This is a genomic window from Sphaerisporangium viridialbum (assembly GCF_049674955.1).
Taxonomy (GTDB): domain Bacteria; phylum Actinomycetota; class Actinomycetes; order Streptosporangiales; family Streptosporangiaceae; genus Sphaerisporangium; species Sphaerisporangium viridialbum.
The window spans coordinates 7,564,221-7,577,461 of sequence record NZ_CP187232.1; the positions used below are offsets into that span (position 1 = coordinate 7,564,221).

Annotated in this window: 15 protein-coding genes; 7 read left to right on the forward strand and 8 right to left on the reverse strand. The window is 71.4% G+C overall.

Annotated elements, in window-relative coordinates; genetic code table 11:
- The 5 genes from urtE to urtA form a co-directional block, all read right to left on the reverse strand.
- Complete coding sequence (gene urtE / locus ACOZ38_RS34080; protein WP_424535163.1) at nt 1–693, reverse strand: urea ABC transporter ATP-binding subunit UrtE; 693 nt, start codon at nt 691–693, stop codon at nt 1–3.
- Entirely contained in the window at nt 693–1,532 is an 840-nt protein-coding gene (urtD, locus tag ACOZ38_RS34085) for an urea ABC transporter ATP-binding protein UrtD (RefSeq protein WP_424535164.1), read from the reverse strand. Before urtD ends, urtE begins: the two co-directional genes overlap by 1 nt.
- Complete coding sequence (urtC, locus tag ACOZ38_RS34090; protein ID WP_424535165.1) at nt 1,529–2,626, reverse strand: urea ABC transporter permease subunit UrtC; 1,098 nt, start codon at nt 2,624–2,626, stop codon at nt 1,529–1,531. Before urtC ends, urtD begins: the two co-directional genes overlap by 4 nt.
- Nucleotides 2,623–3,489 (reverse strand): urea ABC transporter permease subunit UrtB, encoded by an 867-nt coding sequence (gene urtB / locus ACOZ38_RS34095; protein ID WP_424535166.1) that lies wholly within the window; start codon nt 3,487–3,489, stop codon nt 2,623–2,625. The genes urtC and urtB overlap by 4 nt, the downstream gene beginning before the upstream one ends.
- 297 nt (nt 3,490–3,786) lie before the next feature.
- Entirely contained in the window at nt 3,787–4,983 is a 1,197-nt protein-coding gene (gene urtA, locus ACOZ38_RS34100) for an urea ABC transporter substrate-binding protein (protein WP_424535167.1), read from the reverse strand.
- A 358-nt stretch (nt 4,984–5,341) separates the two neighbouring features.
- Between urtA and ACOZ38_RS34105 the strand changes: the two genes are divergently transcribed.
- The 6 genes from ACOZ38_RS34105 to ACOZ38_RS34130 are packed head-to-tail and all read left to right on the forward strand — an operon-like array spanning nt 5,342 to nt 9,897.
- Complete coding sequence (locus ACOZ38_RS34105) at nt 5,342–5,644, forward strand: urease subunit gamma (protein ID WP_262842735.1); 303 nt, start codon at nt 5,342–5,344, stop codon at nt 5,642–5,644.
- An 11-nt stretch (nt 5,645–5,655) separates the two neighbouring features.
- Nucleotides 5,656–5,994, forward strand: coding sequence for an urease subunit beta (locus ACOZ38_RS34110; protein WP_405152120.1), 339 nt, complete (start codon nt 5,656–5,658; stop codon nt 5,992–5,994).
- The gene (locus ACOZ38_RS34115; RefSeq protein ID WP_424535168.1) at nt 5,987–7,708 is read left to right on the forward strand and encodes an urease subunit alpha; all 1,722 of its coding nucleotides are present in this window, start codon (nt 5,987–5,989) and stop codon (nt 7,706–7,708) included. The genes ACOZ38_RS34110 and ACOZ38_RS34115 overlap by 8 nt, the downstream gene beginning before the upstream one ends.
- Nucleotide 7,709: 1 nt before the next feature.
- A complete protein-coding gene (locus ACOZ38_RS34120; RefSeq protein WP_405140122.1) occupies nt 7,710–8,387 on the forward strand; it encodes an urease accessory protein UreF in 678 nt (225 codons plus the stop codon).
- A complete protein-coding gene (ureG, locus tag ACOZ38_RS34125) occupies nt 8,377–9,075 on the forward strand; it encodes an urease accessory protein UreG (RefSeq protein ID WP_405140124.1) in 699 nt (232 codons plus the stop codon). The genes ACOZ38_RS34120 and ureG overlap by 11 nt, the downstream gene beginning before the upstream one ends.
- 18 nt (nt 9,076–9,093) lie before the next feature.
- Entirely contained in the window at nt 9,094–9,897 is an 804-nt protein-coding gene (locus ACOZ38_RS34130; protein WP_424535169.1) for an urease accessory protein UreD, read from the forward strand.
- A gap of 17 nt (nt 9,898–9,914) precedes the next feature.
- On the opposite strand, the gene era is transcribed toward ACOZ38_RS34130, so the two are convergent.
- From era to ACOZ38_RS34145, 3 genes are read right to left on the reverse strand one after another with little or no spacing between them, the layout of a single operon-like run.
- Complete coding sequence (gene era, locus ACOZ38_RS34135) at nt 9,915–10,835, reverse strand: GTPase Era (RefSeq protein ID WP_405140128.1); 921 nt, start codon at nt 10,833–10,835, stop codon at nt 9,915–9,917.
- Nucleotides 10,836–10,844: 9 nt separating this feature from the next.
- A complete protein-coding gene (locus ACOZ38_RS34140; protein ID WP_405140130.1) occupies nt 10,845–11,183 on the reverse strand; it encodes a cytidine deaminase in 339 nt (112 codons plus the stop codon).
- A 10-nt stretch (nt 11,184–11,193) separates the two neighbouring features.
- A complete protein-coding gene (locus ACOZ38_RS34145; RefSeq protein ID WP_424535170.1) occupies nt 11,194–11,850 on the reverse strand; it encodes a hypothetical protein in 657 nt (218 codons plus the stop codon).
- Nucleotides 11,851–12,050: 200 nt separating this feature from the next.
- On the opposite strand from ACOZ38_RS34145, the gene ACOZ38_RS34150 reads away from it, so the two are divergent.
- Nucleotides 12,051–13,229, forward strand: coding sequence for a S8 family serine peptidase (locus ACOZ38_RS34150; protein WP_424535171.1), 1,179 nt, complete (start codon nt 12,051–12,053; stop codon nt 13,227–13,229).
- The last annotated feature ends 12 nt before the right edge of the window (nt 13,230–13,241 follow it).

The following is a 13,241-nucleotide window of genomic DNA, read 5'->3' on the forward strand; positions in this document are numbered from 1 at the left end:
TCAGACGGCCAGGAGGCGGTGGACCTCCTCCTCGTGAAGCTCCTCGGCGCCGCCCGCGCGTACCACGTGGCCCGCGTCGAGGATGATGAACCGGTCGGCGAGCCTGAGCGCGAGATCGAGGTACTGCTCGACGAGGAGCACGGCGAGCCCGGAGGCGTGCAACCGCTCGATGGCCTCCTCGATCTCCAGGATGATCGACGGCTGGATGCCCTCGGTGGGCTCGTCGAGTATCAGCAGCTTGGGCCGGGTGACCAGGGCCCGCGCCATGGCGAGCTGCTGCTGCTGGCCCCCGGACAGGAAGCCCGCCCGCCTCTTCAGCAGCGGCTTGAGCCTGGGGAAGACCGTGAGGGCCTCCTCGATCGCGGAGGGGTCCTTGTGCGGGGAGGCCTCCAGCGTCACCAACAGGTTCCCCATCACGCTGAGCTGCGGGAACGTCTCGTGCCCCTGGGGGACGTAGCCCAGGCCGAGCCGCACCCGCTCGTGGGGCCGCAGCCGCGTGACGTCCTTGCCCTCGAACGTGACGGTGCCCGCGGTGGCGGGCAGCACCCCCATGACGGTGTTGAGCAGCGTGGTCTTGCCCACGCCGTTGCGTCCCATGACGCAGACCAGGCTGCCCGGCCGCACGTCGAACGACACGCCGAACAGCACGCGCGCCCTGCCGTACCCCGACTCGAGTCCCTGTACAGACAGCATCACTTCACCTCCCCGGCTGCCGAAGCGGCGCCCGAACTCGCGGCCGAACTCGCGGCCGAACTCGCGGCCGAAGCGACGGCCGGATCCCCGGTCCCGCCTCTTTCCTCGGCGCGGCCGAGATACACCTCCTGGACGCGGGGATCCGCCCTGACCTGGTCGACGGAGCCCTCCACGAGCAGCTTGCCCTCGTGCAGCACCGTCACCTGGGAGGCGTACCGCCGCAGGAAGTCCATGTCGTGCTCGATCACGATCACCGTGTGGTCCTTGGCGATCTCGGTGAGCAGCTCGCCCGTGCGCGAGCGCTCGTCCCCCGACATCCCCGCGACCGGCTCGTCGAGGAGCAGCAGCCTGGGGCGCTGGGCGATGAGCATCCCGATCTCCAGCCACTGCCGCTGGCCGTGGGACAGCACCCCCGCCGGCTGGTCGGCGAGCGCGTCGAGCCCGGTGGTCGCCATCGCGGCGGCGACGGCCTCGGACACGCCGCGCCGCCGCCGCGCCAGCGACCACAGCGGACGGCGGAACGACGCGGCCAGGTCGAGGTTCTCCACGACGGTGAGCCGGTCGAACACCACCGAGGTCTGGAACGTGCGGCCCACGCCCATGCGGACGATCTCGTGCTCCTTGCGGCCGACGAGATCCCAGCCCTCGAACCGCACCGAGCCCGCCGCGGGCCTGGTCAGGCCGGTGATCACGTCGATCAGCGTGGTCTTGCCCGCGCCGTTCGGGCCGATGAGGAAGCGCAGCTCCCCCTGCTCGACCGTGAAGTCGACCCCGTCGATCGCCCGGAACCCGTCGAAGACCACCGACAGGTCCCGTACCTCCAGCAGGGCGCCGCTCATGCCCGTGCCCTCCTCGACGGCAGCAGGTCGCGCACGGTGGCGGCCAGGCCGAAGATGCCCTTGGGTGCCAGCGTCATGACCAGGATGAACAGCGCTCCTTGCAGGTAGAGCCAGCCGTCGGCGAACTCCTCGCTGAAGGAGGTCTTGGCGTACCCCATGACGACCGCCCCGAGCACGGCGCCCGCGAGCGAGAACCGCCCGCCGACCGCCACCGCGACGACCAGCTCCAGGGAGGGGACGACGCCGAGCAGCGCGGGCGAGATGATGCCGACGACGGGCACGAACAGCGCCCCCGCGAGGCCGGCCATGCCCGCCGAGACGGCGAAGGTGATGGTCTTGACGGTCGCCGGGTTGTACCCGAGGAACCGCACACGGTCCTCGCCGTCCCTGATCGCGACCAGCAGCCTGCCGAACCTGCTCCGGACGAGCTGCCAGGCCACCAGGTACAGCACCCCGAGGACGGCCGCCACGACGACGTACAGCCCGCGCTGCGTGCCGTCGACGGCCAGGTCCTGACCGAAGAGGTCGAAGAAGTTGGTCAGGCCGTTCGTCCCGCCGGTCAGGCCCTGCTGCCCGACCAGGAGGATGACCATCGCGGCGGCGAGGGCCTGCGTGAGGATCGCGAAGTAGGCGCCGCGCACGCGTTGCCGGAACACCAGCGACCCGAGCAGCACCGCGAGCAGCACCGGCCCGATGACGGCGAACGCGATGGCGAAGAACGGGTTCTCGAACGGGATCCACAGCGCGGGCAGCTTCTCGACGCCGCTCCACACCATGAAGTCCGGCAGGTCGCCCCCGGCGTCGTGGAGCTTGAGGTACATGCCCATCGCGTAGCCGCCGAGGCCGAAGAACACGCCCTGGCCGAGAGTGAGCATGCCGCCCTGCCCCCACGCCAGGCCGATGCCGAGAGCCACGATGCCGAAGCAGAGGTACTTGGCCAGGAGCCCGAGGCGGAAGGGCTCAAGCGCCAGCGGGGCCACCACCAGTGCCAGCACCGCTATCAGGACGAACACGGCCGGGCCGCGAAGCCCGCGCCATGAGCCGCCGGGCTCCGGCGGCGCGAGCTGTACGACGTCGCGCACGGTCGTGGTCATGTCAGAGCCCTGGATCTGAGCACGAACAGGCCCTGGGGCCGTACCTGGAGGAACGCGATGATCGCCACGAAGACGATGACCTTGGCCAGGCTGGCGTTGGTCCAGAACTCCGCGTACGAGTTGAGCAGCCCGAGCGCGACCGCCGCGATCACCGCGCCGCGCAGCTGCCCGAGGCCGCCGGCGACCACGACGAGGAACGCGTCCACGATGTAGTAGGTGCCGAGGGCGGGGCCGACGGGGCCGATCAGCGTGAGCGCCACCCCGGCGATGCCGGCGAGGCCGGAGCCGATGAAGAACGTGCGCTGGTCCACCCGTCCGGTGTTGATGCCCATGACGGTGGCGAGCCGGCGGTTCTGCATGACCGCCTGCATGCGGCGTCCCTGCGACGTACGGCTCATGTACCCCCAGATCGCCACGACGCTGCCGACCGCCAGCGCGAAGATGAAGAGCCGGTTGTAGGGCAGGATGCCGAAGCCGCCCTGCAACCAGGTGGGCGCCTGCACCTGCACGTTGGGGGCGCCGAACAGGTCCCTCGCGAGCTGCTGCAGCACCAGGCTGACCCCCCAGGTGAGCAGCAGTGTGTCGAGGGGGCGGCCGTAGAAGTGCCGGATCGCGGTGCGCTCCAGGATCAGGCCCATGAGCCCGGCCACGCCGAACGCCACCGGCAGCGCGACGAGCACCGCCTGGCGTCCCGCCCAGCCCTGGAGCAGGTACGCGGTGTAGGCGCCGGCCATGATGAACTCGCCGTGGGCCATGTTGATCACGCCCATCTGGCCGAACGTGAAGGTCAGTCCGAGCGCGATGAGCAGCAGCACCGCTCCGATCGAGAGCCCGATGGGGAGCTGGTTGACTATGGCCTCCATCGCGGCCTCACCTCCCGTGCCTCTCCCCGTGTCGCCGCGTACCGCAGCGTCTTCGCCTGCCGCATCGTTTCCACCGGCCGCGGGGCGGCCGTGTCGCTGTCGCTGATGGGGCTCTCCTCGTGCTCGTGCCTGTCCTTGCCCCTGGTGCCTCGTACGGTTCCGGAACGCGGGCCGCGCCGCGTCACCGCGCCGCGGTCGTGTCCGCGGTCAGGTCGCGCCCGCGTTCCGGACCCGTCGTGGGTGGCCGGGTGGAGACTCCCCCTCGACCCGGCCACGTTCGTGTGAGCCGTCTCGCCGCTAGGCGAGGCCACCGGCCCAGGAGTAGGTCTTGAGGTAGGGGTCGGGCTTGATCGGCTTGCCGGAGTTCCAGACCTCCTTGATCTGGCCGTCCGGTTCGACGACGCCGATCCTGGCGGTCTTGTACATGTGCTGGTTCTCGCCGTCGATCGTGACCGCGCCCTCGGGACGGTCCAGGGTGATGCCGCCCGCGGCCTTCTTCACCGCTTCGACGTCGGTGGAGCCGGCCTTCTTGGCCGCCTCGGCCCACAGGTAGACGGCGTTGTAGCCGGCCTCCATCGGGTCGGAGGTCACCCGGCCGGGGCCGTACTTGGCCTTGAACGCCTCGACGAACTTCTTGTTCGCCGAATTGTCGGTGGTCTGGTAGTAGTTCCACGCCACCAGGTGCCCGGCGATGTTGTCGACGCCGATGCCCTTGACCTCCTCCTCGGCGACGCTCACCGACATGACGGGCATCCGCTCGGCGGTGACCCCGGCGCTCTTCAGCTGCTTGAAGAAGGCCACGTTGCTGTCGCCGTTGAGCGTGTTGAACACCGCGTCGGGCTTGGCCTGGACCACCTTGTTGACGAGCGTGCTGTATTCGGTGTGGCCGAGCGGGGTGTATTCCTCGCCGAGAACCTGCATTCCGTTCGCCGCCGCGTACGCCTTGATGATTTTGTTGGCCGTACGGGGGAAAACGTAGTCGCTGCCGACCAGGAAGATTTTCTTCTTGCCCTTTTCCTTGAGATAGTCGAGGCCGGGCACGATCTGCTGGTTGGTGGTGGCGCCGGTGTAGAAGATGTACGGCGAGCTCTCCAGGCCCTCGTACTGCACCGGGTACCACAGCAGGGCCTTGCGCTTCTCGAAGACCGGGAGCATGGCCTTGCGGCTCGCCGAGGTCCAGCCGCCGAACACCGTGGCGACCTTGTCCTGCGCGATCAGCTTGGTGGCCTTCTCGGCGAAGGTCGGCCAGTCAGAGGCGCCGTCCTCCACCACGGGCACGAGCTTCTTGCCGAGCACGCCGCCCGCCGCGTTTATCTCCTCGATCGCGAGCAGTTCGGCGTCACGGACGGTGACCTCGCTGATCGCCATCGTGCCGCTCAGGGAGTGCAGGACGCCGACCTTGATGGTGGAGGAATCCCCTCCCGCCGCCGTGCCGCCCGTGGTCGTCGAGGACTGACCGCCACAGGCCGCGAGCCCGGTTGCCAGGACCGCCATCGCGGTCCCGATACGCCAAGCTGAATTCCGCAATTACTCCTCCTTGCCGATACGGCCCCCGCACCGACCCATCTGCCGCCAAGGTGATCGAGTGAGGTTTCCCGCCGACGTCGCGCTTGTTAATTGCCGTTTACCGGCTCATCACCGAAACAACATGACGGGTCCGGCCGGCAGGTCCGTATAAGGCGTCCCAGGGGAACGGCGTTGAACTCTGGCAAGGCCATTCGGCGCCAAGGAGCCTTTGCCGTGAATTCACCCGGCGGGCCGGCGGGCGGGATATCCGGCCCCGCGAACGGCCGACACACGGCGGAAATGCCGATGTCACGTCACGGAAACGGCGGTTGCCTAAGGTCCGGCCATGCGGCTCACCCCACACGAACAGGAACGCCTGCTCATCCACGTCGCGGCGGGCGTGGCCAGAGATCGCCAGGCCAGGGGGCTGCGCCTCAACCATCCGGAGGCGACCGCCATCATCGCGTCGTTCCTCCTGGAGGGCGCCAGGGACGGCCGGACCGTCGCCGACCTGATGGAGGCGGGCCGCAAGGTGCTCCGCCGTGAGGACGTCATGGAGGGGATCCCCGAGATGCTGGAATCGGTGCAGATCGAGGCGACGTTCCCCGACGGCACCAAGCTCGTCACCGTCCACCGGCCGATCCAGTGACCGCCGAGCCGATGGTGCCCGGCGAGATCGTCTTCGGCGACGGTCCCATCCCGCTGAACCCCGGCCGCGAGCGCGTGACCCTCCGCGTGGTCAACACCGCCGACCGGCCCATCCAGGTGGGGTCGCACTACCACTTCGCCGCCGCCAACCCGGGGCTGGCCTTCGACCGGGACGCCGCGTGGGGCAGGCGGCTCGACGTGCCCGCCGGCACCGCCGTCAGGTTCGAGCCCGGCATCGAGCGCGACGTGACGCTGGTGCCCCTCGCCGGGCATCGCGTCGTCCCGGGCCTGCGCCTCGAATGGGCGGGGCCGCTCGACACACGTGCACCTGACGGGGGTTCGCATGACTGAGCCGACGATCGGCCGTTCCCGGTACGCCATGCTGTACGGCCCGACGACCGGCGACCGCGTACGGCTCGCGGACACCGACCTGTTCATCGAGGTCTCCGACGACCTCAGCAGGGGGCCGGGCGCGGGCGACGAGGTGGTGTTCGGCGGCGGCAAGGTGATCCGCGAGTCCATGGGCCAGGCCAGGACCACCCGCGCCGAGGGCGCCCCCGACCTGGTGATCACGGGCGCGGTCATCCTCGACCACTGGGGCGTGGTCAAGGCCGACATCGGGGTCAGGGACGGGCGGATCACCGCCATCGGCAAGGCCGGCAACCCCGACACGATGGACGGCGTCCACCCCGACCTGGTGATCGGCCCGTCCACCGAGATCCTGGCGGGCAACGGCAAGATCCTCACCGCCGGGGCGATCGACTCGCACGTCCACCTGATCTGCCCGCAGATCGTGGACGAGGCGCTCGCGGCGGGCGTGACCACGGTCATCGGCGGCGGCACCGGGCCCGCCGAGGGCACCAAGGCCACCACGGTCACCGGCACCTGGTACCTCGCGCGCATGCTTGAGTCGATGGACGGCATGCCGGTCAACGTCGCGCTGCTGGGCAAGGGCAACACCGTCAGCGCGGAGGGGCTGACCGAGCAGCTCCGCGCCGGGGCCTCGGGATTCAAGCTCCACGAGGACTGGGGCACGACGCCCGCCGCCATCGACGCGTGCCTGCGGGTCGCGGACGCGACGGGCGTGCAGGTGGCCATCCACACCGACACGCTCAACGAGGCGGGGTTCGTCGAGTCGACGCTCCAGGCCATCGGCGACCGGATGATCCACGCCTACCACACCGAGGGGGCGGGGGGCGGGCACGCGCCCGACATCATCCGCGTCGCGGCGTACGCCAACGTGCTGCCGTCCTCGACCAACCCGACGCGCCCGCACACGGTCAACACCCTGGACGAGCACCTCGACATGCTCATGGTCTGCCACCACCTCAACCCGGCGGTGCCCGAGGATCTCGCCTTCGCCGAGTCGCGCATCCGCCCGTCGACGATGGCCGCCGAGGACGTGCTGCACGACATCGGCGCGATCTCGATGATCGGGTCCGACTCCCAGGCGATGGGCCGGGTCGGTGAGACGATCATCAGGACCTGGCAGACCGCCCACGTGATGAAGCGGCGCAGGGGCGCCCTGCCCGGGGACGGCCGGGCCGACAACCTCCGCGCCCAGCGCTATGTCGCGAAGTACACGATCTGCCCGGCCGTCGCGCACGGGCTGGACGAGCACGTCGGCTCGGTGGAGGTCGGCAAGCTGGCCGACCTCGTCCTCTGGGAGCCCGCCTTCTTCGGGGTGAAGCCGCAGCTCGTGGTCAAGGGCGGCGTCATCGCCTACGCGCAGATGGGTGACGCCAACGCCTCCATCCCGACGCCCCAGCCCGTCATGCCCCGCCCGATGTTCGGCGCCGCGCCGGTCACCGCCGCCGCCACGTCGCTCCACTTCGTCGCGCCGCTCGCCATCGAGGACGGCCTCGCCGACCGGCTGCGGGTCCAGCGTCGCCTGGTCCCGGTGGCCGACGTGCGACGGCGCGGTAAGGAGTCCATGCCGCACAACGCCGCGCTCCCGGCCATCGAGGTGGATCCCGACACGTTCGCGGTCCGCGTGGAGGGCGAGCTGATAGAGCCCGCCCCGGCCGAGGAGCTTCCGATGGCCCAGCGCTACTTCCTGTTCTGAGATGGACGCGGCGCTGCTGCTACTCGCCGACTCCCGGCTCCCCGCTGGTGGCCACGGCCATTCGGGAGGAGCCGAGGAGGCGGTGCGGATCGGGGCGATCACCGGCCCGGAGGACCTGGCGCGGTTCCTCCGTGGCCGGCTCGCCACGACCGGCCTGGTCGCCGCGGCCCTCGCCGCGGCGGCCTGCGAGCTGTGCGCCTCGGGCGAGGAGGGCACGCGCGCGTGGCGCGAACTGGACGCCGAGGCCGACGCCCGTACGGCCTCACCGGCGCAGCGCGGCGCGAGCCGCACCCAGGGCAGGCTCCTGCTGAGAACCGGCCGCCGCATCTGGCCGTCCACGGCCCTGGACGCGCCGGCGCGGGCCGTGCCGCAGGGAGCACACCATCCGATCGCCCTCGGCGCGGTGGCGGCCGCGGCGGGATGCGCACCCCACGACGCGGCGCTCGCCACCGCGTACACCTCTGTAACCGGGCCTGCCACCGCGGCGGTCCGTCTGCTCGGGCTCGACCCGGTCGTCGTACACCGCGTGCTCGCCGGCCTCGTGCCCGACTTGGAAGGCGTGGCGCGCACGGCTCGCGCCCGCACCGCGTGGGAGGACCTTCCCGCGCATGCCGCTCCCGCACTCGATCTGCTGGCTGAACAGCACCTACGCACGGAGGTACGGCTCTTTGTCAGCTAACCACGACGACCGTCACGACTCTCCCGACCCGCATGGAAGGGCTCTGCGCCTCGGCGTCGGCGGCCCCGTGGGGAGTGGCAAGACCGCGCTGGTCGCCGCGCTGTGCCGCACGCTCGGCCCGATACTCCGCCTGGGCGTGGTCACCAACGACATCTACACCACCGAGGACGCCGACTTCCTGCGCAGGGCCGGGGTGCTCGACCCCGAGCGCATCGTCGCCGTGCAGACCGGCTGCTGCCCGCACACCGCCATCCGCGACGACATCGCCGCCAACCTCGACGCGGTCGAGACCCTTGAGGAACGCTTCGGCCCGCTCGACCTCGTGATCGTGGAGAGCGGCGGGGACAACCTGACGGCGACCTTCAGCAGGGGGCTCGCCGACCAGCAGATATTCGTGCTGGACGTGTCCGGCGGCGACAAGGTGCCGCGCAAGGGAGGCCCCGGCGTCACCACCGCCGACCTCCTGATCATCAACAAGACCGACCTGGCGAAGCACGTGGGCGCCGACCTGACCGTGATGTCCAGGGACGCCGCGGCCGTGCGCGACGGCAAGCCGGTGCTGTTCACCTCGATCAGGGAGGTGCCGGAGGTGTACGCGGTCGCCGAGTGGGTGCACGGAGTGGTGGGGTCCTGGGCCCACGCGCGGGCGCACCCGCACGGCCCCGCCGTCCCGACGACCAACGCCTGAGCGAGCGGCCGGAAAGAGATGAGCACCACGATCGGCACGGGCACGCCCTCGCGGAACAGGAGGTCGTTCGACGCGCGGGCGGCCGTCGCGACCGAGCGGGCGGGCGGGCGTACCGTGCTGGGCACGCTCAGGTCCGACCCGCCGCTGACCCTGCGCCAGACCGGGCCCGGCACGGTCCATCTGGTGTCGACGGCGGCGGGCCCGCTCGGTGGCGACCGCCTGGAGCTCCACGTCGACGTGGCCCCGGGCACCTCCCTGGAGATCGCCTCCGTGGCGAGCACGCTCGTGCTGCCCGGGCCGGGTGAGTCGGTGTCGATCGTCGAGGCGCGGGTGGGAGCGGGCGCCACACTGCGGTACGTGCCCGAGCCGACCGTGCTGGCGGCCGGCTGCGCGCACCGGATGATCGTGCGGCTGACGCTGGAGGAGGGCGCCTCCGTGCACTGGCGGGAGGAGATCGTCTTCGGCCGCTTCGGCGAGCGGCCCGGCACCTGCCACTCGCGCTTCGACGCGACGGTGGACGGGGTGCCCCTGCTGCGGCAGGAGTTCGTCGTGGGCGACCCCGCGGTGGACGGCAGCCCGGCGGTGTACGGCGACGCGCGATGCGTCGGCAGCGTCCTGATCGTCGACGCGAGGACGGCCAGACCCGCCGCGGATGGCGGCGCCTCCGGGGAGAAGCCCTCCCTGGCGGAACCGGTGCTGGCGGAGGGTTGCGCCGTGCTGCCCCTGGCGGGCCCGGGCACGCTGGTGTCGGCCCTCGCCCCCGACGCCGCCGCCCTGCGCGAGCGCCTGACCTGGGGCGAGAGGCAGCTCCACCCGGCGTGACGCCCGCCCTGGGCCGATCAGTCGTAGAAGCCGAGGCGGCGGAGCTGCTTGGGGTCGCGCTGCCAGTCCTTGGCGACCTTGATGCGCAGGTCGAGGTAGATGTGGGTGCCCAGGAGCGCCTCGATCTGCTTGCGGGCGCGGCTGCCGACGTCCTTGAGCCGCGCGCCCTTCGGCCCGATCACGATGGCCTTCTGCGAGGGGCGCTCGACGAACATGTGGGCGTACACGTCGAGAAGGTCGTCACGGCCCTCGCGGGGGGTCATCTCCTCGACCACCACGGCGATGGAGTGCGGGAGCTCGTCCCGCACCCCTTCGAGGGCCGCCTCGCGGATCAGCTCGGCGACGAGCACCTGCTCGGGCTCGTCGGTGAGCTCTCCCCCGGCGTACAGCGGAGGGGACTCGGGCAGCCGCTCGACCAGTTGGTCGGCGAGGACGTCGAGCTGCTCCCCCGACTCCGCCGAAACCGGGATGATCTCGGCGAACTCCGCGAGCTGCGACACGGCCAGAAGCTGGGCGGCGATCTGCTCGCGGGTGGCGAGGTCGCACTTGGTGACCACGGCGACCACCGGGGTCTTCTTGACGGCCGCGAGCTTCTCGGCGATGAAGCGGTCGCCCTTGCCGATCGGCTCGTTGGCGGGGACGCAGAAGCCGATCACGTCGACCTCGGTCAAAGTGGACAGCACCAGGCTGTCGAGGCGCTCGCCCAGCAGGGTGCGCGGCCGGTGCAGGCCGGGCGTGTCGACGATGACGAGCTGGGCGGCCGGCCTGTTGACGATGCCGCGGATGGCACGGCGGGTCGTCTGAGGCTTGGAGGAGGTGATCGCCACCTTGGCGCCGACCAGCGCATTCATCAGCGTCGACTTGCCGACGTTGGGCCTGCCGACGAAGCAGGCGAATCCGGCACGGAACTCAGCAGCTGAGGAACTCACGCCACCCATTGTCGCCGATCAGATGTACCGCCCCTTCACGGTGCCGTCCGGAGCAGCCAGAAAGACGACGGCGTCACCGAGATCACGGACCACCGCGAGGTCCTGCTCGGAGGGCTCCCCACCGTCGCTGACGAGCGCGGCGGCCTCCAGCGAGACGGCCCCGCTGGACACGGCCATCGCGACCGCCACCTGCACGGCGGACAGCTTGAGCGAGGGCAGGTCGACGTTCGTCGCGGTGTAGGTGCGCCCGGTCTCGTCACGCACCGCGCCGCCCTCGGCGGTGCCGTTACGGGCGCGGGCGGCACGGGCCAGGGTGATGATCTTGCTGTCCTCGGGGTCGAGGGTGGTCTCAGTCACGGGGCCCAGATTACTGGGCGGCCTCGCGGACCTTGGTGGCGAGGACGGTGGCCAGCCGCTCGGTCCGTCCGGGGTCGAGCTTGGCCAGTCCGGTGTGCACGAGCGAGATCAGCATGTTGCCCGAGCGCACCACGACCAGGTGCATCTCGTACGGATAGCCGCCGACCCTGCCCTTGAACCGCCGCGCCTCGACCCCGTCCCCGATGTCGCCCACGGGCAGCGCGGACCCCACCAGCCGGTCGCCCCCGCCCGCGGTCTTCACGGCGGCGACCGGGCAGTCGCGCATCAGGTCCGCGACCGTACGCATGGCCTGCCGTGCCTCGGCCGGGGCGTAGGCGGCGAGGACGACCCCGGCCGTCTCGCCCAGGCGGTTGCCCCGGAAGCTCGTGGACTCCGCCTTCGCGGACGCCAGGTCGGGCGCCTTGCCCTCGGCGAGCTCGAAGAGCCTGCCGCACTCCTGCTTGGCCGGGACGAACGGCGGCTGCCACGCGGCCTCGGCGCGGTCGGCGAAGTCCACCGACGGGTCCTCGACCTCCGCCAGCGCCTTGCGCGCCCGCGACAGCTCCTGCTTTCCCGCGGACCCGCCGAAGACGCCTTCGCCCAGGCCACAGGCCGCCGTCACCCCGGTGACCAGCGCGAAGGCAAGGACTACACCGGTGATGCGCATCGTGCTCCCCCGAAATCCCGCCCGGCGGGAATCCCCGGCCCCCGCCTGCGGGATTTCTTCCCGATCGGCAAAAGGCGCAATCTCAGCGCGAAGTGACACATCGAAAAGAACCGTAAAGCGGAATTGGCTAGGCTTCTGCGTCGTGCCCGCCCGGCGACTCGTACGCCCCGCGGTCACCTTGCGAGAGACGGAGTTGACGCATGGCCGGTCGGGGGATCCGGGGCATCCGGGGAATGGTGGCCGGCGTGCTGGCGCTGGGGCTCGCGGCGGGGCCCGGCACGGCCGCCGCGGCGGCCGTGCGCGCTCCCGAGCCCTGCGCGCCGCAGCGCGGCGGCAGCCAGGTCGGGGAGTCGTGGGGGCAGCGGAGGCTCGCCTTCACCCGGGTGTGGCCCCTCACGCGGGGCGAGGGCGTGACCGTGGCGCTGATCGACAGCGGGGTGGACACCCGCCATCCGCAGGTGCGGGTGGCGAAGTCGGTCGACCTGACCGGCACCGGGCCCCTTGACTGCGTGGGGCACGGGACGGCGGTCGCGGGGATCATCGCGGGCGCCGACATGAAGGAGATTCCCTTCGCCGGCGTAGCCCCTGAAGCCCGGCTTATCTCTATAAAGCAGACGAATAGCGAGAAAGGCGATGTGGCGCTGCTCGCCCAGGGCATCCGGCAGGCGACCGACCTCGGGGCCAAGGTGGTCAACATCTCCATCCAGACGAGCGACCAGCCCGACCTGAAGAGCGCCGTCGACTACGCGCTGGCCGGCGACGTCGTGATCGTGGCCGCCGCCGGCAACCTGCGGAAGGAGGACGGCACCCCCGCGCCCGCGTACCCCGCGGCCTATCCGGGCGTGCTGTCCGTCGGATCGGCCGGGGCCGACGGCAAGCGCACCGACTTCTCCAACGCCACCACGCCCGTCTCGGTCCTGGCCCCGGGCGCGGGCATCACCAGCACGTGGCCGGGCGCCGCGTACCGCCAGGACCTGGAGGGCACGAGCTACGCCGCGCCGTACGTCGCCGGGGTCGCGGCCCTCGTGCGCTCGCGTCACCCCGAGCTCGACAACGTGCGGGTACGGCGGCGCATCGAGCTCACCGCCGACGGCGCCTCCGGCGCGGGCACGGGGGCCGGCATCGTGAACCCCCTCCTCGCCGTGTCCGAGATCCTGCCGTCCGAGGTCGTCGCCATCGCGCCCCGCCCGCCCGACCCGCTGCCCCCCGGCGTCATCGGCAAGGCCCCGCCCCCTGACCAGGAGGCGATCGATGTGTCGGTGGGTGTCGCGGTGGTGGCCGTCTGCGTCGCGGCGCTGGTGACGGCGGTGAGCCTGGTCGTCCCCCTGGGCCGCAGGCGCGGGTGGAAACCGGGCCGTACGGCCGTGCCCGGCGAGTGAGGCAGTAAGCCG

Bases quoted from the DNA above. Each gene is read 5' to 3' on its own strand.
- urtC (WP_424535165.1), bottom strand. From the start codon at position 2,626: ATGACCACGACCGTGCGCGACGTCGTACAGCTCGCGCCGCCGGAGCCC.
- ACOZ38_RS34110 (WP_405152120.1), top strand. From the start codon at position 5,656: ATGGTGCCCGGCGAGATCGTCTTCGGCGACGGTCCCATCCCGCTGAAC.
- urtD (WP_424535164.1), bottom strand. From the start codon at position 1,532: ATGAGCGGCGCCCTGCTGGAGGTACGGGACCTGTCGGTGGTCTTCGAC.
- era (WP_405140128.1), bottom strand. From the start codon at position 10,835: ATGGGTGGCGTGAGTTCCTCAGCTGCTGAGTTCCGTGCCGGATTCGCC.
- ACOZ38_RS34130 (WP_424535169.1), top strand. From the start codon at position 9,094: ATGAGCACCACGATCGGCACGGGCACGCCCTCGCGGAACAGGAGGTCG.
- urtB (WP_424535166.1), bottom strand. From the start codon at position 3,489: ATGGAGGCCATAGTCAACCAGCTCCCCATCGGGCTCTCGATCGGAGCG.
- ACOZ38_RS34150 (WP_424535171.1), top strand. From the start codon at position 12,051: ATGGCCGGTCGGGGGATCCGGGGCATCCGGGGAATGGTGGCCGGCGTG.
- ACOZ38_RS34120 (WP_405140122.1), top strand. From the start codon at position 7,710: ATGGACGCGGCGCTGCTGCTACTCGCCGACTCCCGGCTCCCCGCTGGT.
- urtA (WP_424535167.1), bottom strand. From the start codon at position 4,983: ATGGCGGTCCTGGCAACCGGGCTCGCGGCCTGTGGCGGTCAGTCCTCG.
- ACOZ38_RS34105 (WP_262842735.1), top strand. From the start codon at position 5,342: ATGCGGCTCACCCCACACGAACAGGAACGCCTGCTCATCCACGTCGCG.
- ACOZ38_RS34145 (WP_424535170.1), bottom strand. From the start codon at position 11,850: ATGCGCATCACCGGTGTAGTCCTTGCCTTCGCGCTGGTCACCGGGGTG.
- urtE (WP_424535163.1), bottom strand. From the start codon at position 693: ATGCTGTCTGTACAGGGACTCGAGTCGGGGTACGGCAGGGCGCGCGTG.
- ACOZ38_RS34115 (WP_424535168.1), top strand. From the start codon at position 5,987: ATGACTGAGCCGACGATCGGCCGTTCCCGGTACGCCATGCTGTACGGC.